Source organism: Pontibacter actiniarum (assembly GCF_003585765.1).
In the GTDB taxonomy this organism is placed as follows: Bacteria; Bacteroidota; Bacteroidia; order Cytophagales; family Hymenobacteraceae; genus Pontibacter; species Pontibacter actiniarum.
Genome location: NZ_CP021235.1, coordinates 1947311 through 1967391, shown reverse-complemented (window position 1 = coordinate 1967391; position 20081 = coordinate 1947311). Strand labels below are relative to the sequence as shown.

The following is a 20081-nucleotide window of genomic DNA, read 5'->3' as shown; positions in this document are numbered from 1 at the left end:
AAATTTAAGCTATCTGAAATAATTGGTTTAAGGACTGAAGCAGTACCTCGCGCGATGCGCCGTCTGCTGCTCTGAGGGCACCTGCCGGGCGGCGAATAAGCCTGTCGAGGGTGGCTTTGGCTAGTTTGGAGGCTGCATCGCCTTCCTGTAAACTGGTGTGTTTTTGTAGTTCACTTTCCAGCACGGTGGCAAAAAAAGCTTTCAGTTCGCCGATGCTGTGGTAAAGCGGTAGGTCCTGCAGCCAGTGGGCAAAGCCTGCTGTTTCCTTTTCCACAATGTGCCGTACATCGCTTATGGATGCTTCGCGTGCTTTTTTCACTGCCTCTGTTCTGCTCGTAATCTGATCCATGTTCACCAGCGTGGTGCGTGGCAACTGAGCAGCGGCAGGGCTTATACTTAGTGGTACCGATAGATCAACCAGTACACGTTTGTTTTCTTGTAGCGGCATGCCTATCTGCGATGGCGTTAGCTGCTCTCCGGCACTCACGCAGGATATGATGACATCATAACTTGCCATAGCAGAGAAACGATCCGCAAAAGGGATGGTCTTCAGGTTTAGCTTGCCGGCTAAAGTCTGTGCTTTTTCATCGGTGCGGTTGGTTAGCGTCACATCCTGAAAACCAAAAGAGGTGGCGTAGCGGGCAATGTCGGTGCCCATCTGGCCTGTGCCGATAATCAGCATGCGCTTTCCGGAGAACTCCTTGCGCGGAATAAAATCACTTATTCTTTCCAGGGCTGCGTAGCCTACAGAAGAAGCACCGGACCGGAAGCTTGTTTCGTTGTGTACCCGCTTGTGCGTGCGGAAAAGCGTCTGGAGTGCCTGGTGCAGGAGTGTTCCGCCCAGGTTTAAATCTTTTGTGAGTTGGTAGCTGTCTTTAAACTGCCCGATAATTTGCCGGTCGCCGAGTACCTGGGAGCGCAGCCCCAGCCCAACCTCCAGCAGGTATTGGAGCGTATCTTCGCTGTGCGTAAAATGCTTGAACAAAGGCGAAAAGGCGGCCTCGTCCGCTACTCCTTTAAACTGCAGTAACTCCTGCTGTATCACCTCGGCAGTTGTGCCAGCCGATTCAAAGTATACTTCTGTGCGGTTACAGGTGGTCACCACCATCACCGCATCCGCCAGCTCCCGTTCTTTCAGGTGCACCATAAAAGCTGTAGCCTCCTCTTTGCTTAGCTGCAGGGCCTGGCGCCATTCTAAGGATGCGGTTTCATGGGAAAGAGAAATTGCCTGTAGGGTGTTCATGGTAGAGTATGTGTTGGATGATGTACTGCCGGGCGTTTTAAAGGAAGCAGGTACTGTAAGAGCTTTAGAAAACCCATCCCCAAGCTCTCTGTGCGGAAGTGTTCCCATTGGCAGAAACCTCCTTTCAGAGTAGCCAGGGACGGGTTTTTACAGTGTTTTAACTTAACTAAGCAGGAAAGCTTACTTTGATGCTATCAAAGCTACTACATCGTTTTTGTTCAGCTTCAGGGCTTTGATCAGGCGGTTGCCGTAATCAGCATCAGCCTGGTAGAAGTAGCTCACCATTTTGTTTACCACATCCTTGTTCTTTACCTGGCCCAGGTCACCGGCCAGGTTGCTGATCAGGTGCTCTTTTTCAGTTTTAGATAGAGAGCGGTACAGGTCTCCAGCCTGCTTAAAGTTGTCCTGCTTGCTGATAACGCGCTGCATGGTTTCCGCATCAATTTTGCGGGTAGAGTAGTTGTATTGGCTGTCGTCCACAAACGTTGGCTGCGCCATGCTCGGCTGGTAGTTCACATCAGATTTGGTGGCACGGTTGCTCGACGCACCGTTCTGGTTGAAGTTGTTAACCTCTACAAGCGGGGCGTTTACAGGTATGCGCTGGAAGTTGCCACCCAGGCGGTAGCGCTGCGTATCCATGTAAGAGAACACGCGGCCCTGCAGCAGTTTGTCTTCAGACGGCTCAATGCCTGGCACCAGGGTGGCCGGGGCAAAAGCAGCCTGCTCTACTGTTTCGAAGAAGTTGTCCGGCACTCTGTTCAGCGTCATTTTACCGACAGCCATACTTGGCGCGATTGACTCAGGCCAGATCTTGGTTGGGTCCAGCGGGTTGAAATCAAACTTGTCCAGGTCCTCTGGCTTTAGCAGCTGTACAGACAGCTCCCAAGAAGGAAAGTTACCTTTGTTGATGTTCTCGTACAGGTCTGCCGTGGCGTGCGAGTGGTTTTTAGCCTGCATCTGCGCAGCTTCCTCAGCAGAGAAGCTCTTCACGCCTTGCAGCGATGTCCACTTATACTTCACATAGGTTACTTCGCCTTTTGCATTCACCCATTTAAAGGCGTGCACCCCAAAACCGTCTATCTGGCGCAGGTTAGCTGGCGTACCCAGGTCCTGGTACAGGTAGGTAAACATGTTGGTGGCCTCCGGCACATTAGAGAAGAAGTCGAACACGCGGTTCTGGTCTTGCCTGTTATATACCGGAGACGGTTTGAAGGCGTGTACCATATCCGGGAACTTGATGGCATCGCGGATAAAGAATACCGGCATGTTGTTACCTACTAAGTCGTAGTTGCCCTGGTCGGTGTAGAATTTCACGGCAAAGCCACGTGGGTCACGCAGGGTTTCCGGTGAGCCCTGCTCGTGCACTACCGTAGAGATACGGGTGAAAACAGGTGTTTTTTTGCCTTTGGCATTGAACAAAGAAGCCTTGGTATACTGAGAGAAGTCACCGTAGCTTTCGAACTCCCCGTGGGCGCCTACACCGCGTGCATGCACCACACGCTCCGGGATGCGCTCGCGGTCAAATGTGGCCAGTTTTTCAATCAGGTGAACGTCTTCCAGCAAAACAGGCCCGTTTTCGCCGGCTGTCTTAGAGCTTTGGTTGTTTCCTACAGGAGCACCGGTGTTTGTGGTAAGCGTCTTCTGCTGTGCAAAAGAGAGTTGCCCACAAGCCAGAAGGCTTAGTAAGAGTAGCGTTTTTCTTAGCATAATTGGTTTGTATAGTTATTTAACCCTACAAAAGTGGCGGAAACATCTTTATAAGAAAAATAGATACTTTTTATACTTATATAGTTTAAAATGATGATGCTGTTCAAGGTGCTGTACAGTAGCTGTCTAGCCTGCTGCGGCAAAGCGGGCGCTTTTTTAGGGTGAGGTGAAATAACTGCTCCTGTTAAGATGTGGGGGCCCGGTTTTCTAAAAAAACGAAGGTAACAGCCTGCAAAAGCCGCAAACCTCCTCCGCTGGACCTGGTGGCCCCGCAACTGGAGCTGTTGTAGGGCGCAAACGTAAAAGCCGGAGCACAGGCAAAATAATAGGGCACCCTTGCCAGATCAAGGGTGCCCTCTTCGGTACATGCATAGGTAAAGGAGCCTGCTAGGTTTATTGTAGCTGTGTGTTTAAAGTATGAACGGCTAAGGTCGAGGGCTTAGCTGTGAGGCTGAAGCAAGTTTTCTAAGATTGCCTAAAGCAAATGACCTCCAGTTCAGATAAAAGCCCGGCTACTGCGGCAACTCTGGCCTACTGATGCGGTACGAAACCGTAGAGATAGATTCCAGGAAAGCAATAACCGCCTGCTTCTCCTCCGCGCTCAGGTCCAGCTGCTGAATGATGGGCGATGTTTTTGGAAACAGCGGATCGTTTTCCTGCCCCTCTTTCGGTTTTGGCTGCGGCATGCCTGCGCTGTACATGTTCAGTACGCCCTCCATACTATCAAACAGGCCGTTGTGCATCCAGGGGCGGGTGCGCATCACGTCGCGCAGGCCCGGGGTTTTAAACTTGCCTACATCCTCCGGGTTTTTAGTCTGCGCGTAACGGCCCAGGTCTTCATACTTGCGGCCGTAGTAGGTGAGGCCCAGGTTGTGAAACTGGTTATCGGTAAATAATGGGCCGTTGTGGCAGTTAATGCAGCGGGCTTTGGTGCGGAAAAGGTGCAGCCCCCAAAGCGCCTCGTCATCCAGCGCGTTCTGGCGCCCCTCCAAAAATAAATCGAACCTGCTGCGGCGGCTGGTGATGCTCTTCTGAAAGGTGCTTAACGCCTGCAGTATCTCTTCTTTTTTGATGTAGGGGCGGCCGTAAACTTCCCTGAACTTGGTACGGTAGCCTTTGATTTTGTTCAGCTCCCTGGGCAGCAGCTTCAAATCCTGGTGCATTTCTACAGGGTTCTCAATAGGGGAGAGTGCCTGGTCTTCGAGGCTGGCGGCACGGCCATCCCAGAACAGGCTTTGCTGTGCCCACACGTTCAGGAGGGTAGGGGTGTTGCGGGTGCCACGCTGGTGGTCGTGGCCCACGGGTACCGAGCGCCCATCAGACCAGTTCAGCTCCGGGTCGTGGCAGCTGGAGCAGGAAACCTGGTTAGAGCCGGAGAGGCGCGGATCAAAAAACAGCACCTTACCCAGCTCGATGAGGGGGCGCAGCGTGGAGTCTGAGGCAACAGGGGAGGCAGGCACTGTGCCTAATTCGCGCCACTGTACGCCCGGATCTATGTTTGGGGATGGCCACTCGCTGGTGGGCTTGCTATATAGGTTACGCAACTCCTGAAAGTACGCTTTGCCGGGTGTTGGTTTTAGTTGCCAGGCGGTGGAGGTAAAAAAGATCGCAACGGATAGGTATAGAAGTAGCTTTTTGCTCGTCATTACATGTGAATATTTAGGCCAAAGGTGTAGGTGCTTCTGCTGTGGGCAGGGTTAAAATCAGCATAAGGGTTGGTGCTGGTCTGGAGTGGTTGAACCAGGCTATAGTCAAAGTATGGCATCAGCACCACCTCCTGCACTTTCAGCCCAAATCCTAGCGAGGAAGTATACCTCAGCTGCTCAGCGCTGTAGTAGGCGAAGTCAGGCAGTATCACCCCTTTCATAAAGGTGTTGTACTGCGTGCCGATGTTGAGTTCAGAGCCCATGTCGGTACGGTAGGCTGCCTGCAGGTTTAGTTTTAGCAGGTTGTTGCCTAGGTGAAATAGCTTGCCCCCTCCGGCAGCCACGGCAGCAGTTTGGATTGCGTAGTCTACGGCAGCGGTTCCGTCTTTGCGGGTGTCGCGGGTGAGGTTCGAACTGAGGCTATACTCCCAATCGTTGAAGCGGGCGTGGTAGGCAGGTGTTACCGAAAATGCTGTGCCCCGGTAGTTATTCCCGTTGATGATCACCTTGTTGAAGTCCGAAGTCTGCTCGTAGGTAAGTGCCATGTCCAGCAGGTGGCTTAGCTTTTCTGATTCCCAACTATAATTTGCCCGGAGTGCGTGGCGGTCTTGCGTCACATCTGCTATCGGAACAGCAACGATAGCTTCATTGCTGTCTTTTGTGCGACGGCTATACTTTCTAACCGCCTGCTCCAGGCTGTAGCTCAGGTTAAAACTTGAAACCTGTAGCACCAGCGCAGCGCCTTTCGTGTGCTGGTCTTCCTGGAGCCTGAGAGCTGTGCCGGTGGTGCGGTAATAGCCATAGCCCATTATGTCGTGGCTCACATAGTCGGGGCGGCCAATGGTGTTGTTCATCTTGTTGGCGTAGCCTATACTATTGCGTTCATCTCCATACCCGTAAATGCCTGACAGCACCACCGCCCACTCCTCAAACTGAAGGCCCAGGCCCCCACTGAACTTTAACCTGTAGCGGCTGATCTCGGGGCGAGGATCGTTAAACCGGCCGTAGTTGCCCATGGTAAGTGCTGCGCCTGCCGTTGCGAATACAACACCAGCCACGGGTATACTTGCTGCGCCTTTCAACTCATACGTGTGCGCATCCCAGTTTCCGGGCTTTTTGCTGGCCAGGTAATAGGGGCTGGTGTCGTGGTGGTCCGGTTTCAGCATCCAGCCCACACTATCCTCCAGGCGGCGCTTGTACGCAAAGGCGCCGCTGAGTTTAACTTTTTTCAGCGTGTAGGCTCCTTTAGAGGTAATGTGGTAGGTGTTGCTGCTGGCTGGCATCTGGTAAGTGCGCCAGTCGCCGTCGGTGGCGGAGAAGCCTGCACTGCTAAAGCCATACTTGTCGGAGGGGTGAAACAGCACCTGCCCAGCTGTATGCTCATAAGCGCTGTAGAGCTGCTGGTAAAAGGAGAAGAGCGTAGGCGCCTGCACAGAATCCGGGCGCTGCGCTGCGGCAGTGCCCGGACCTGCAACAACGCGCACGCTCCAGCAAGCAAGTATAAGTATAAAACTACGTTTCATTAATATCCGCGCGGGCTGGCGCGCTCCATCACTTTAAAGTCGTTGGTGGAGTTGTTAGTGTCTTTTAAAATGTAGCGGCCGTTAAAGGTTCTGGCCACCTCACGCATCACCGACTGCGAAGAGTAGATGCCGAGCGGCACATAAGTATAACCGGCATCCACGGCATTACTCAGCTTTTTGGGGCGAAGCTGCTGCGGGCTGGCCTGCGTTTCCACGCCATCGATCAAATCTGCCACCGGAACCTGGAAGTATACATTGGCAGAGGTTGGTTTGTCTGGCGTAGGAAAGCTGGGCCAGCTGCTCACTGGATCTTCTGTTCTGAAAATAGCATAGGCATCCCGACCAATCACATCCAGAATCATATCATTACCCATAGGCTGGTGCACGATCAGGTCCGGCACGGCAGGGTTATCTAGGTCAGAGTCAAAGCCCTTGTTGTAGAAGGCTTCAAAGTCGGCACCACTCAGGTCAACTGTCAGGCCAGGGTCACGCGGAGCTACTACGTTGCCCTCCTGGTCCTGGTAAGGCGCCTTGTGGTTGAGGGCGTTCTGTGCAATCACGATGCTGGCACCCGGTTCAATAGGGTACTGGCTGCCGGAGCCCGGAATCTGGTACACGGTTTTGGTGTACACGTAGTCGCGGTTGGCATTGATGCCTTGTGGCATACCCGGAGACTTGCTCCAGTCATACTGTCCGTTTTCCTGCAGGTAAGAAGGTATAGGGTTAGAAATACTGGTTGAGGTGCTGCCGTAAAGCTGGGCAAAGTACAGGCCATCCGCGTAGATCACCTCATCGGAATTGTTGTGAATCTCAATGAACTGGTCGCGGAACACAGCGCCATCGGTACGGTGAGAGCCGGCGTAGTAAATTTGCTTGATCACCAGGTCTCCTACACGGGCAGAGGCCAGCTCCAGCTCAAACTGCTTCTGCGATGCGGAGTTGATCAACTGCTTTGTCAGGGAGGAGTTAAACACGACCTCACTGCCTACGGTGTTGCCGGCAAACTCTTGAAATTGCTCGGGTGTGTAGGTAATGGTGGCGGTGAGGTCATACACCCCTACCGGCAGGCCCACAAAATTAGCCACGCCTATTTGGTTTGTCTTTACCTCCGTGCTCAGTTGGTTGTCTACATTGGTGGCTTTTACAGTCACGTTCGGTGCTGTGGCGTTTCCGTAAGCGTCGCTATACTTTACAGTTACTGCAAAGTCAACGGGTTGCACCGTGGGGTCATTGTCATCGCTGCAGGCAGTGGCCATTGCCGCCAGTAGTAGCAGGAATAAGTAGTGTCGAAGTTTAAGCATAGTTTTATTATTTAATGGTTAGTCGTAGCTCCATCCCAAAGGCCGGAGACTGGTTGAGTTGCTCGTAATTGTTGTCGCCATCATCATACACCTCCGGCCTGTGGTTCAGGAAGTTGTTGGCGTAGAAAGATAGCCGTACCAGGTTATGTATCTCCTTGCTGAGCTTGAGGTGATAGTTGCTGTACACAAACTGCTGAAACGTGCTGGTGCGTCTTTTTTCATCCTCTACAAGATGGGCAAAGGTCTGGCTATCGCGCTCACCCTCAGGTATGGCGACGTAAGATCCTTGCTGGTTGATATAGGCAATTGGGTAAACAGAGGCGGGACTATTCTTTTTCCATTCGTCCCAGAAGAACTGCGCCCGGAAATTTACCAGCAGCCCCAGTTTAGAGATGTGGTGGTTGGTAGAGAGGGTGGAGATGGCTTCCAGTCCCTCTGTCAGCGGGTTCAGGAATATGCCTACCACAGCCTCTTTGTCAAAATGCTCCTTTTCGGGAGCATACATTACCGGGGTGTTTCGGTAAAACCGGGAGTAGTACAGTGTAGAGCTCAGGTTAAATGATGTTTGGATGGCGGCAAACTTAATAGTGCTGATGTACAGCTCCAGGCCGTAGTTATCGGTGTGTAGATCGTTGCTGTAGCTCTTGTAGATGCCGAAGTCGCGGGAATAATTTCCGGTAGGGGCGTAAAGCGGCTGCTGGTCCGGGCGTGTTTCGGTGATGGTATACTCCGGCACGTTTACAAGGTATAAGTTGGATGCCTGGCTAAAGCCCCTGCGCACCTGCTTTCTAAAAGCGGTCAGCGAAATATCGTACAAGGGTTTCTGGTGCGTAATGCCCAGCTCCATGGTTTGGCTGCGCATGGCTTTTAGCTGGCTGTTGTCTGGTGTAACAACCTCGGTATAGTACAGCACCAGGTTCTCTTTATACTTGTTGGGGTAGTAGTTCAGCAGCTGGTAATCGAAGTACACCGGCTTGGGCTGCAGGTGGATCAGGCCCGGCGACTTGGTGGCTAGGCCAAAGGCCGCTTTCAAAGTGGTACGCTCGCTGAGCTCCAGCGACGAGCTGATGCGCGGCGAAACCGACCACTTCTGAAACTGCTCATCCAGGCGTATACCTGCCGAGGTGATCAGCTTTTTGCCGCTAACCTGGGTCGTGAACATATCTTCCAGATAGAAGCCCATGTTAGCAAGCGCGGGCACCTGCTCAAAAGCGTAGTCGCGGCTCTGCCCCCTGGAGCTGCCTGTTTTCCACCTTGGCGAGAAAGGGTCAACCTCGTAACCCTGGCCGCGGTTGCTCTCATGGCTGTAGTTGCCGCCGAAGGAAAGCTGGTGCTGCACAGCCCCTGTCATCACTTTTTTGTGCCCGTTCAGGCTAAAGCTCAGGCGTTGCGGCTTGCCGTATACTTCGGTTTCGGCCTGGTAGTTCGGGTAGGTGAAAATGCCTTGGGCCACGCCTGCCACTGTGCTGATAGACATGGGCTGCACGCCTGCATTCCGGTAAACCGACTCGTAAGAATATTGATTGCTAAGGCTGTAAGCGGCGCTGTAACTCAAATTGTCCAGCACTGGCAGCGATAGTTTCCAGAAGCCTCTGTAGTTGAGGCGCCATTGGCTGTTATCGCTTTTTACCACCTCGTTGTCTTTCTCCGAGTCTACGTTGTAGGTGTCAAAGCTGGTGGCATAGTCCACGCTCAGATGGCTGCTGACCTTCCTGCTTTTATCCAGGTAAGTAGACCAGAGCAGACCGGTGGAGAGGCGCTTGTATGATTTCTGCTTGTTGGTGGTGCTGGGGGAAGAGTCCAGGTAATCCAGGGAGGTGTTCAGGGAGCCGAGTTTCGGGCCGAGTTTGAAGCCTTTGTTCAGGCCGAAATTGTTGGTGCCGTCCTGGATGCGGGCCGTGATGCTCCACGGCGATACGCCTGCTTTGCGGTCAATCAGGATTGCTCCGTCGGTCAAATCGCCATACCTGGCAGAAGGCACCCCCTGTATCACTTCTATTTTCTCGATGTTGTTGGCCGGTATCTGGCGCAGGTCCACGGAGCTGAAGGTAAAGTCGCTGGTGCCGTAATTACCGGCTGTAAACTCGTTGCTCAGGCCAAACCCGTTTCCGCTGGCCTGTAGGTTGGTGTTGTTCGAAAGCGCCTCTCCGTCCAGTATAATTGCCGTCCCGAACTGGCTGTTCTGGGCATAAGAATCGGTGGCCACCGTGCGCAGGTTTATCGTTTTAGCAGACTGCAGGTCCGGGTTAAGGATAGTTTGCCCCGGCAGCAGGTTCAAAAGTATATCGGAGAGACTGTAGGGCTGAATCTGCTCAATAGCCGCCTGCTCAATCACAATTGAGGAGTTGGAGTTGGTGGTATGCACCTGTTTGGCGTTTATCTCCACCTCGTTTAGGTACAGGTTATTGTCTTGCAGTGTCAGGGCCACTTCATGCACCTTCCCCGGTTGCAGCGGAACGGTGCGCTCCAGCTTATGCTTGCCTACATAAGAAACAGACAGCGTAACACTAGCAGGGGCGGGGGCTGCAAACGTATAGCTGAACTTCCCGTTCTCATCTGCTGAGACCCCTGCCTGCAGCTCCGGCAGAAGTACATTGGCGAACGGCAGCGGCTTGTGCTCCTGGTCCTGTACTATCCCAACCACTTTGGTTTGCGCCATGCTTTGCAGGCCGGTGAGTAGCAGAACGAGGGTCAGGAGGTGGCGCACGCTTTTTTATTTAGACTAAGTATAAATACCGATGCAAGTATAGGTCTTGTTTAGAAACATTCCAAATAATATTATTCGCTATATTGAATACAATAGTAAATCTGTGGATGGAGTAGTGGCGTCAGAAGCCTTTGAACAGTGCTGCAAACCCCTGAACTTGCTCTTAGGAGGAGTTAGGGTATAACATTTTGTAAGACATTGTCTTGATGCGAAGCAGCAGCCGTTTTTTGCGGGGCGGGAGCCAAAGGGATGTGCCGCCGGGGGGAGAGGGAAGGGAAAGTTCTAGTGGGACAGGCATGGTTCTGTACAGCGGGTTTTAAGAGACGGCGTATGGGAGCGTTCGTTCAGGCGAACCAAGGCTCCCATACTTTCCTCTATCGTCAGCCCGGTTTTGGCTCCGGCGTACAGCGTTAAGCTTTATCCTCATAGGTGGGGCAACTCATGTAAGGCCGGGACTGCAGGTGGCCCCGGCACAGCTACCGCATCAGGAACTGCAGGTTGTGCATATCCCGCAGGGCAATACCAGTACCCTTTACAACGGCCAGCAGGGGCTCATCCACCACATGCACCGGGAGTTTGGTGCGGGCGGCAATGCGGGTGCCTAGTCCCCGCAGCAGCGCCCCGCCGCCCGTCAGGTAGATGCCTGCGTGGTGTATGTCCGAAGAGAGCTCTGGAGGCGTGATCTCGAGCGTTTTCAGAATGGCTTCCTCAATTTTAGTCAGCGACTTATCGAGGTAGTGCGCCACCTCCTGGTACGACACCATCACCTGCTTCGGCAGCCCACTCAGTAAGTCGCGCCCCTTTAACGCATAGTCGGCAGGTGGGTGCTGTAGCTCGGGCAGGGCAGCGCCCACCGCCAGCTTTATCTTTTCGGCCGTAGACTGCCCTATGAGCATGTTGTGCTGGCGGCGCACATGGTGTATGATGTCGGCGTTAAAGTTGTCGCCGGCCACCCGGATAGACTGGTCACACACGATGCCGCTGAGGGCGATGACGGCTATTTCGGTGGTGCCGCCCCCAATATCTATCACCATGTGCCCTGTGGAGTCCTGCACATCCAGCCCGATACCGATGGCCGCGGCAATGGGCTCGTGTATCAGGTACACCTCCTTTGCCCCGGCAATAACGGCGGAGTCGCGGATCGCCCGTTTCTCTACCTCTGTTATGCCCGACGGAACACAGATCACCATTTTATACGAGGGCGCAAAGCGGCTCCTGCTTTTGCCGACGAGTTGGAGCATCCCTTTCATCATTTGCTCTGCCGCATGAAAGTCTGCAATGACACCGTTCTTCAGTGGCCGGATGATGCGGATGTTCTCGTGCTCTTTTCCTTCCATTTGCTCCGCTTTCCTGCCTACGGCAATCACTTCCCCCGACGTTCGGTTAAACGCAACCACAGCAGGCTCATCCACCACCACGCTGTCTTCCTGCATCAGCAGAAAGTTGGCAGTGCCCAGGTCCATGGCGATACCCTGTGTGAGAAAATCTAAAATCCCCATTTCATATGTTTTGAAGGTTTGTTGCCCTTGTTCCGGCACTCGGTTAAAGGTACATGTTGCCGGCCGCTTCGGGCTGGTACACAACCTCCACCACCTGGTACACGACAGTGCCTTTTGGCGATGGCCAGCTCACTTCGTCGCCAACCCGGCAGCCAAGTATGGCGGTGCCAACCGGTGCCAGCACAGACACTTTACGGCTGCCCAGGTCTGCGTCTTTGGGGTAAACCACCGTGATCTCCATTTCGGTGGAGCTGTTCATTTCCTTGAGTTTCACAAGGGAGTTCATCGTTACCACGTCCACAGGCACCTCGGCTGACGGTACCACCTTTGCCCGCTTCAGTTCTTTGCTCAAGGCGGCCACGGCGGCGGGGTTGTTCTCCAGGCGGTGTGCCTGCACCAGGCTGTGCAAGCGCTGGTGGTCTTTCTCGGTTAAATAAATCGTGCTCATCATTTTATTGAAAGTAGGTTTGTATCTTTTTTATTGGCGGATGCTGCTAAAAACGGCAGCGGTAGCCCAACCGAGCCAAACCTGCCCAAAGGCCATGCCTCCGCCTACGGCATACTTTGGGCGTATGCCATAGGCGGAGGCATGGCACCTGCTGCTGTGTTAGCGGCGGGGCAGTATGGGTAAAGGTTGCAGCGGGTGCCGGTAAGTGTACCGCGCTCCACCTGTAACTAAAGTGTTCTTTGCCAAAGCCGGAAAGCACCTGTACAAGTGAGGGAAACGCCTCGCTGGCAGTTGTTGTCGGCTTTGATGGAATTGTAAAATGGAAAAAGAGCAGGCCAGGGCTTAGGCGCATTGGCAGCCAAAACGCTCCTCCTGCTCAGCGTAGGGGGTAGGGCCGGAGGCGTCCGGCTTACTTATTGAAGTCCTTAGGAGTTGCGTAAAAGTTAAGGCAGTAGCCATTCAGCACATCACTCAGAGATACGTGATGCGAGGCTGCTACAAAGCCGTTGAGCGGCTTTAAGTAAGAACAGGAAAAGCTGTTAGGAGGTAGCATGGCACAGTCAAACTTATTAGCCAAAGTAAGCCAAAGGCAGTTACAAAAGCAACCGCTTGCGTGTAGTTCTTGCCTATACGCACCCTGCCGCCGGACGAACAGCATGTTGCGGTGCTTCTAAGGATAGGTGCGGTGGGGGCCGGAGTTGCTTTGGCAGGATCGCTGCTGGATCGGGTGCCTTACCCTTTGCAAGGGTACTTCCTGTGTGCTGTCTTTCCGCCGCCCTGCTTTACTGGTGCTGCTTTACAGAAGCGTGAATGCTGTATCCTGTCACTCTTTCTGCGGTCAAAATTTTTCTGCGGGAAGTATAAAATAACTGGGGGGAGGATCATTTTTGGAGGATCTTTGTACCTTCGTTTCTAAAGTAGAGCCAGCCTCAACTTCTCCTTTTCTTAACCATTCACTTACTACAGTACATGAAGCAAACAATCCTCTTCCTTATCTTCGCCCTGCTGGGCACAAGCACGTTCGCGCAATTACAGTTCGAGAACCTGGCCAATATGCCAGCCGCTCGTGGAGCCGTTACAAGCGCCGCAGACAGCAACGCTATTTATGTGGCGAACGGGTACTCCAAAACGGTTAATTATACACCGGAAGTTGAGAAGTATGATATCAGCAGCAATACCTGGGAACTGCTCACGAACAAAACCATTCCCAAGCGCTTTGCCTCTTCGGCCGTTGTTGGCGGTAAGTTGTACATTTTTAATGGCCTTACCGCCCATGGAGCGCTCAACGAGAAGGTGGAGGTAGTTGACCTGGCAACAGGCGAAGTAGACTATGCCGCCGTTAACCCGAACCCGGTATACGGCGGGGGCGTAGCCGTGTGGGAGGGGCAGATCTATGCCTTTGGTGGTGCCAGGTCTGCCAAGGAGTTCTCCGATAAGCTGTATAAGTTTGATCCTGCCACGAACATGTGGACGGCCCTCGCCAGTATGCCTGAAGCCAAAGAAGCCAGGGGTGCTATAGTAGACGGGCACCTGTACACACTTGGAGGGTACAACGGCAAACAATCCTCTGAAGTCGCTATGTACGATTTGCACACCGGCACCTGGGCGCATGTTGCCGACCTGCCTGTGAAGGTTTCGGGGCATGCCGTTGCCGTGAATGGAACGGATATTTACCTGGTCGGCGACTACACTGACCTGGCTCGCCTGGGGTACTTCGACACCAGAACACGAACCTACCACGCCTTGCAAAGCAATATGACCGGGCGGCGACATGCCGCAAGCCACATCCTGGATGGCAAACTGTATGTAGCAGGCGGTAACCGGCAAACGCCAATTACAACGTCGCTGTCAAAGCTGGAAGCTGCAAGTATAGATACGGTGGATTAAGCAAGTATAGCATGCAGCCGTGTGTGCATCTGCTCTGCTGCTTGTAACCTGTGGCGTTACCTTACAAAGTATAAAATCGCCTCACTTATTAAGGGGAAAGATGCTGTGTCCCAAAAGCCGCACCACGTAAGATGGTGCGGCTTTTTTATTGCTGGCCTGTCGCAGCGCAGGATTAACTGCACCAGGTAAGGCGGCGGCGGCTGTGGCAGTGGCTATGTTCTGGCGATGCTTCCATTTCTCTGGGTGAGAGTTGAGGGAGATATTTTTAAATATCCTAATTTGTATAAGTAAAGTATAAAGTAGCGGGTGAGATACGCTAAGGTGTCAAATCGATTCAAGGTATAACGCAATGAGGCTGGTTCTGCTTTTCTTGTTCCTGTGTACACCGTTAGCGGCTTTCGCTCAGAAGGAGGCGGCTTACTGGTATTTTGGCAACAAGGCAGGGCTGCGTTTCATCGGCAAGGTGCCTGAGGCCCTTACGGATGGGAGCCTGGTAACAGAAAGCGCCACTGCCACCGTCTCAGACAGAGAGACGGGTGCGCTGCTGTTCTACACCAACGGCCGAAACACCTGGGACAGGCAGCACCGCCTGATGCCCGGGAGCGATACCTTCGAAGTGCCTTGCCCGTCCGCCATCAGCCAACCCGCCCTCATTATGCCGGTGCCCGGAAGCGAGCACCGTTACTACGTGTTCTCTGTGCGCTTCAGCGCCCCGGCCGACCACTACAACTGCATCTTCGGCTATATAGATGAGGTCCTGCAGCCTTCCTACAGCTGTGAGCTGCGCTACTCTATCGTGGACATGCGTCTGAATGGGGGGAGCGGAGACATCGTGGCTTCCGAGAAGGATGTGCTGTTGCAGGGCAATATCACAGAGAAGCTCACAGCAATTCCGCACGCCAACGGCAGCGATTTTTGGCTGCTCACCCACGAGTGGAACAGCGATGCTTTTCTGGTGCAAAAGGTTTCAGCGGCAGGCGTGGCAGCGGAGCCCTCCGTGCAGCGTATCGGGTCAGCCCACCGCAGCCGCACCTACGCTGGTAAGGTCAGCAACAGCGAGATAAGAGGAATGATGAAGCCTTCGCCCGACGGCACCATGCTGGCCTGCGCCGTCGACTTTGAGGAGGGGCGGCCGTTCGACCTGTTCGACTTTGATGCCTCCACCGGCACGCTCTCCAACTACCGGAGCCTCGGCGACCTGGAGGCGCAGTACGGGGTATCCTTCTCCCCCGACAACTCCAAGCTCTATGTCAGCTGCCTTAGCCCTCGCAACACTGCTTACAAGGACGTGATACGGCAGTATGACCTGTCCCTGCAGAGCGTAGAGGCCGTGGTTGCCTCAGGCAAAAGCATCATCCAGGGGAACCCTGACACTAACATTCCGCCCAGGCAGTTGGGCACAGGGTACTACGATCTGCAGATCGGGCCGGACGGCAGAATCTACGGCACGAGCCACCATGTGTACAGCGGGCCCGAAATCCCGGGCAACCACACGATGCTGGTCATCGGGCAACCGAACGCGCCTGGCTACAGCTGCCGGGTTAACCTGGTTGACTTCGACTTCGGGGACGGAAACGTGGCGCTTGGGCTGCCGAACTTCATACAGTCATACTTCAACGGGCTGGAGCCGGAAGGGCAGGAGCCGGTGGGCTGTACGCCGGAGGCTTTGCAGGTGTACCCCAACCCGACTGGCGGCAACGTGAGGTTCGGTACGGCGGGGGACTGTGACTTTAACCAGCGCTTCGACCTGATGGTCGTGAACGTGATCGGCCAGCAGGTCGTGCCCCTGAAAGAAGGAGTAACTGCAGGGCAGGAGGTGGATATATCGGGCCTGGCGGATGGGCTGTACCTGTTCTGCCTCACTTTTCCAGATGATCGGGTGGTTGTGCGAAAGGTGGTGAAGGTCAGTCTGTAGCGGCAACAGACTTTCAAAAGGAGCTCTACGCCTTGCATGAGTCGTGATTACTTTCGTTACTTTGAGGTAGTAATTCTCTGTACCACAGCAAGCGCTTAAAGCCCTCTTTGTAGCGGCGGAAGCTGCGCCACCCTTTAGAAGATGAACATTCGTGTGTTGCCCGTTAGCCCGATACTACAGCCCTATCTGCGTAAGGTGTGGGTGTTTGAGAGCGCTAACGATGTTCCGCTGACCGACATTAAAACAGTGGTTCCCTCGGGGCACATCACGCTCACCTTTACCTATAAAGGCAGCTACAGCACCTTGGTTCACTCCTCCAAATTGTTTCATACCAGGGAAGCCACCCTTAGCCTGATTGGCCACCAGTCCAGGCCTGTGCTACTGTGTGGGGGAGGAAACGTAGTGACAGTAGGCATCAGCTTTAAGCCCTTTGCTGCCTACAGGTTTTTCCCGTTCCCGCTGCAGGAGGTTGCAGATGCGATTGTGCCTGGGGATGACCTTTTCCCGAGGGATGCAGACCTGCTGGTTGAGCAGCTGCTAACCATAGGCGACCCTGACCGGATGGCTGCCAAACTGCAGGAGTACCTGATCGGCAGGTTGAGGCCAGCTACAAGCCTGGAGGGGATCGCGCGCTTTTCTATTGAAGAGCTCTTCAGGCTAAAGGGGCAGTTGGGCATGGGCCCGCTGGCAGAGAAGACGGGATACTCTCAGCGGCACCTTAACAGGGTTTTTAAGGAGGTGGTGGGGCTAAGCCCGAAAGACCTAGCCCGGATTGTTCGGATAAAGCACATGCTGCTGTTGCCGCCAGAACTTGCCCAGCCCGGTGAGCAGGCCTACTACGATCATTTCTTTGACCAGTCTCACTACATAAAGGAGTTTAAACGCTACACAGGCTACACGCCCCATAAGTACGCCAAGGTAGAAAATGCCTTCGGGTCTTTGTTCAACCAGTTGGAGTAGCGGCTGGGCTGTCCGGATTTTACAATTTTGGCTGGGCCTGCGTTGCTAGTTTTGCGCCAGATCAAACATACTTATCATGGACAAGACCAGAGATTACACCGCTATCAGTGACTCCGCGATCGCACTCATGCTGCTGAGGGCCCAGACAAAGATTCCGTACGCCTACGAAGCCGCCACCCATTTTTTATCCTCCGGAAAAGTAGAAGCCTCTTTCGACAAGAAGGACTTCGGGGCCTGGGCCAGCGTTGTGCATTTCGAGCACCGGTACGCCACGATCAACCAGCTTGTTGCTGACAGTAAAATGGATAACCTGCTGGAGCTCTCCTCGGGCTTAACCTTCAGGGGGCATGCGCTTTTGCAGCAGGGCCTGGTCAGGCATTGCATCGACACGGACCTGCCGCAGGTGATTCAGGCAAAGGAGAAGCTGGCAAACGAACTGGGCATTGCCTTGCCGGAGGGACGAAAGCTGCAGATGCTTCCGCTGAATGTGATGGACCGCGCGCAGTTTAACCACACAGTGGCAAACTTCGGTGATGGACCGCTGCTGATTGTAAACGAGGGCCTGCTGGTATACCTCAGCAGAACCGAAATTGAACAGCTCTGCCAAACAATCCACGATGTTCTAAAGGTGCGGGGAGGTTACTGGATAACTTCTGATATTTACATCAAGCATGATTTTGTACAAGGGGCAACCCGGCAGACCAAAGAGTGGGATGCCTTTTTCCAAAAGCAAGGTGCAAGCAACTTCTCTTTTGCGGATTTCCAGGAGGCGCAGGATTTCTTCGAGGCCAATGGGTTCAAGCTCGACAGGGTTGCTGCGCCTGCGTACGAAACGCTAAGTGCAACGCCCAGCCTGTTGGCTGTTGCCAATGAGCAGCAACTGAACGCCTTAAGAAGCGGAGGGCAGGTGCAGGCCACCTGGAGGCTAAGCTGCAAGTAAAGTCAGCGGAAACAGCGTGAGGGCAGGCCGGTTTCTGCAGGTTTGGGAGCCTTGGGATATGGTTGCTGCATCCCTGTCTACTTTTGTCGACAGGGGTGCAGCGGCTTGTGAGGCTAATACTTTACTTTCTATACCTCTAAGGTGCTATTGAAATTCACCTTCTGAAAATCCTACAGCGAAGTGCATCAGGCTTTCTATACCTCTAAGGTGCTATTGAAATAAAGAACCAGAGGAGATGATAGCCCCTGGCGTATAGCTTTCTATACCTCTAAGGTGCTATTGAAATTCGATTGTAGCCAAAGACGGGGAAGTTGAGGCGCGTATCTTTCTATACCTCTAAGGTGCTATTGAAATGGAGGTCTTCACCTACCCGGGCGATGAGGTGAAACCTTTCTATACCTCTAAGGTGCTATTGAAATTGATCACCAGCGAGTGGGCCAACGACACCATAGGCGCTTTCTATACCTCTAAGGTGCTATTGAAATGTGTACATAAAGATGCACCTACGCGACGCGGAGGAGGCTTTCTATACCTCTAAGGTGCTATTGAAATGCCTGGTCTGCCTTTGCCTTCAGGGCATTGTAGTCCTCTTTCTATACCTCTAAGGTGCTATTGAAATACGCGCGGCTCTTTCGGCTTGCAGTCTTGGGTGTCTTTCTTTCTATACCTCTAAGGTGCTATTGAAATACCGCCACACCTTACCGCCTCGATGGCAAAGGGCTCTTTCTATACCTCTAAGGTGCTATTGAAATCCTTCATGGCCCAGAACTCCTTTATCTTCTCCTCACTTTCTATACCTCTAAGGTGCTATTGAAATTGTACCATAGCCGCAGAAACACGCGGGGGTACGCGCCTTTCTATACCTCTAAGGTGCTATTGAAATTAGCTTTTAGGTATGCGTTTGTCGAATACCTGCAAGCCTTTCTATACCTCTAAGGTGCTATTGAAATTGGAGATCAGCACACCGTCCGCGGTCCGGTATTGCACTTTCTATACCTCTAAGGTGCTATTGAAATGCTCTTCCATTTCTTCTGCTGCCTCTTGGATGCGCCTTTCTATACCTCTAAGGTGCTATTGAAATCTCCTCGTTAAAGGTCCAGTTACCGTTCACATCGTAACCTTTCTATACCTCTAAGGTGCTATTGAAATTGCACCTTACGCGAAACTGGGGGCTGCAGTGCTGCAGGACTTTCTATACCTCTAAGGTGCTATTGAAATTCTAAAGGTGCCTTTCTCTGTAGCCCAAACACCACCTTTCTATACCTCTAAGGTGCTATTGAAATGCCCTTAAACGTCAGGTCTGTGTTCTTAAAGAAAGTAACAATCTTTCTATACCTCTAAGGTGCTATTGAAATCGGGAACATGAGATAAGCCGATTGAAGGGGGAGCCTTTCTATACCTCTAAGGTGCTATTGAAATGGTGCTTCCAAAATCATGATTGATTACAACTCTGATCTTTCTATACCTCTAAGGTGCTATTGAAATGACGTGCACACGCTTAAGAACATGCTGGCGCATGAGTCTTTCTATACCTCTAAGGTGCTATTGAAATGCTCTCTTACTGCCGTGGTTATCCCTCTTGATCAACTTTCTATACCTCTAAGGTGCTATTGAAATGCTCTCTTACTGCCGTGGTTATCCCTCTTGATCAACTTTCTATACCTCTAAGGTGCTATTGAAATGGAGCTTAAAGATATTGTGCCAAAAACTAAATTAGTCTTTCTATACCTCTAAGGTGCTATTGAAATTTGTGTCCACAGACCGCACGAAGCTGTGGAAAGCAACTTTCTATACCTCTAAGGTGCTATTGAAATTTGTTCAGCTCGTCTATCTTTGCCTGCAAGGCGCGCCTTTCTATACCTCTAAGGTGCTATTGAAATTTTGGCAACAGAACCTTTAACCTGCGCTCGTCAATCTTTCTATACCTCTAAGGTGCTATTGAAATGAGTTCCTGCAGTACGCTGCTGCATAGCGCTCCAATCCTTTCTATACCTCTAAGGTGCTATTGAAATAGGCGCAGGAAGTAGAGCCGCCAGTAGCCGCCAGCACTTTCTATACCTCTAAGGTGCTATTGAAATTAGCCTGCGGCCTGCAGGACCAGGGGTACAAGGCAGGCAGCTTTCTATACCTCTAAGGTGCTATTGAAATTGCCCAATCCCAAACCAGCACCAACGCGCTATGTCAAGCTTTCTATACCTCTAAGGTGCTATTGAAATTGAAGGTTTTAGGCGAGTAGGAGCAAACGTTCTGATCTTTCTATACCTCTAAGGTGCTATTGAAATTGAAAAAGCAGCAGCAGCTGAGG

General features: G+C 52.7%; 12 protein-coding genes and 1 CRISPR repeat array (1 of these 13 cut by a window edge). Of the genes, 4 read left to right on the top strand and 8 right to left on the bottom strand.

What is annotated here, in order from left to right; genetic code table 11:
* Positions 1-4: 4 nt before the first annotated feature.
* From hemA to rnk, 8 genes are all read right to left on the bottom strand, one after another.
* Positions 5-1243, bottom strand: coding sequence for a glutamyl-tRNA reductase (gene hemA, locus CA264_RS08505; protein WP_036775956.1), 1239 nt, complete (start codon positions 1241-1243; stop codon positions 5-7).
* A gap of 180 nt (positions 1244-1423) precedes the next feature.
* Complete coding sequence (locus CA264_RS08500) at positions 1424-2950, bottom strand: catalase (RefSeq protein ID WP_025606320.1); 1527 nt, start codon at positions 2948-2950, stop codon at positions 1424-1426.
* A gap of 512 nt (positions 2951-3462) precedes the next feature.
* On the bottom strand, positions 3463-4596 hold the full coding sequence (locus CA264_RS08495; protein ID WP_025606318.1) for a cytochrome-c peroxidase: 1134 nt from the start codon (positions 4594-4596) through the stop codon (positions 3463-3465).
* On the bottom strand, positions 4596-6119 hold the full coding sequence (locus CA264_RS08490; RefSeq protein WP_025606317.1) for a DUF6850 family outer membrane beta-barrel protein: 1524 nt from the start codon (positions 6117-6119) through the stop codon (positions 4596-4598). Before CA264_RS08490 ends, CA264_RS08495 begins: the two co-directional genes overlap by 1 nt.
* Positions 6119-7420, bottom strand: a complete 1302-nt coding sequence (locus CA264_RS08485) for a DUF4876 domain-containing protein (RefSeq protein WP_084196184.1) — start codon at positions 7418-7420, stop codon at positions 6119-6121. The genes CA264_RS08490 and CA264_RS08485 overlap by 1 nt, the downstream gene beginning before the upstream one ends.
* A gap of 7 nt (positions 7421-7427) precedes the next feature.
* Positions 7428-10127 carry a TonB-dependent receptor gene (locus CA264_RS08480; RefSeq protein WP_025606314.1) on the bottom strand — a complete coding sequence of 900 codons (2700 nt, stop codon included), beginning with the start codon at positions 10125-10127 and terminating at the stop codon, positions 7428-7430.
* Between the two features lie 476 nt (positions 10128-10603).
* Positions 10604-11626 (bottom strand): rod shape-determining protein, encoded by a 1023-nt coding sequence (locus CA264_RS08475; RefSeq protein ID WP_025606313.1) that lies wholly within the window; start codon positions 11624-11626, stop codon positions 10604-10606.
* Between the two features lie 43 nt (positions 11627-11669).
* Positions 11670-12077 (bottom strand): nucleoside diphosphate kinase regulator, encoded by a 408-nt coding sequence (gene rnk, locus CA264_RS08470; protein ID WP_025606311.1) that lies wholly within the window; start codon positions 12075-12077, stop codon positions 11670-11672.
* A gap of 966 nt (positions 12078-13043) precedes the next feature.
* Here rnk and CA264_RS08465 point away from each other — a divergent pair.
* From CA264_RS08465 to CA264_RS08450, 4 genes are all read left to right on the top strand, one after another.
* Entirely contained in the window at positions 13044-13961 is a 918-nt protein-coding gene (locus CA264_RS08465) for a Kelch repeat-containing protein (RefSeq protein ID WP_025606310.1), read from the top strand.
* Between the two features lie 349 nt (positions 13962-14310).
* A complete protein-coding gene (locus CA264_RS08460; protein ID WP_025606308.1) occupies positions 14311-15876 on the top strand; it encodes a T9SS type A sorting domain-containing protein in 1566 nt (521 codons plus the stop codon).
* Between the two features lie 141 nt (positions 15877-16017).
* Complete coding sequence (locus CA264_RS08455) at positions 16018-16836, top strand: helix-turn-helix domain-containing protein (protein WP_025606306.1); 819 nt, start codon at positions 16018-16020, stop codon at positions 16834-16836.
* 76 nt (positions 16837-16912) lie between these two features.
* A complete protein-coding gene (locus CA264_RS08450) occupies positions 16913-17776 on the top strand; it encodes a class I SAM-dependent methyltransferase (protein WP_025606304.1) in 864 nt (287 codons plus the stop codon).
* Positions 17777-17900: 124 nt separating this feature from the next.
* A CRISPR array of direct repeats spans positions 17901-20081; the repeat unit is 30 nt; unit sequence CTTTCTATACCTCTAAGGTGCTATTGAAAT (it continues 3231 nt past the right edge of the window).

Coding starts and splice junctions, on each gene's coding strand:
- rnk (WP_025606311.1), bottom strand. CDS start 12,077: ATGATGAGCACGATTTATTTAACCGAGAAAGACCACCAGCGCTTGCAC.
- CA264_RS08475 (WP_025606313.1), bottom strand. CDS start 11,626: ATGGGGATTTTAGATTTTCTCACACAGGGTATCGCCATGGACCTGGGC.
- CA264_RS08450 (WP_025606304.1), top strand. CDS start 16,913: ATGGACAAGACCAGAGATTACACCGCTATCAGTGACTCCGCGATCGCA.
- CA264_RS08500 (WP_025606320.1), bottom strand. CDS start 2,950: ATGCTAAGAAAAACGCTACTCTTACTAAGCCTTCTGGCTTGTGGGCAA.
- CA264_RS08490 (WP_025606317.1), bottom strand. CDS start 6,119: ATGAAACGTAGTTTTATACTTATACTTGCTTGCTGGAGCGTGCGCGTT.
- CA264_RS08485 (WP_084196184.1), bottom strand. CDS start 7,420: ATGCTTAAACTTCGACACTACTTATTCCTGCTACTACTGGCGGCAATG.
- hemA (WP_036775956.1), bottom strand. CDS start 1,243: ATGAACACCCTACAGGCAATTTCTCTTTCCCATGAAACCGCATCCTTA.
- CA264_RS08455 (WP_025606306.1), top strand. CDS start 16,018: ATGAACATTCGTGTGTTGCCCGTTAGCCCGATACTACAGCCCTATCTG.
- CA264_RS08465 (WP_025606310.1), top strand. CDS start 13,044: ATGAAGCAAACAATCCTCTTCCTTATCTTCGCCCTGCTGGGCACAAGC.
- CA264_RS08460 (WP_025606308.1), top strand. CDS start 14,311: ATGAGGCTGGTTCTGCTTTTCTTGTTCCTGTGTACACCGTTAGCGGCT.
- CA264_RS08495 (WP_025606318.1), bottom strand. CDS start 4,596: ATGACGAGCAAAAAGCTACTTCTATACCTATCCGTTGCGATCTTTTTT.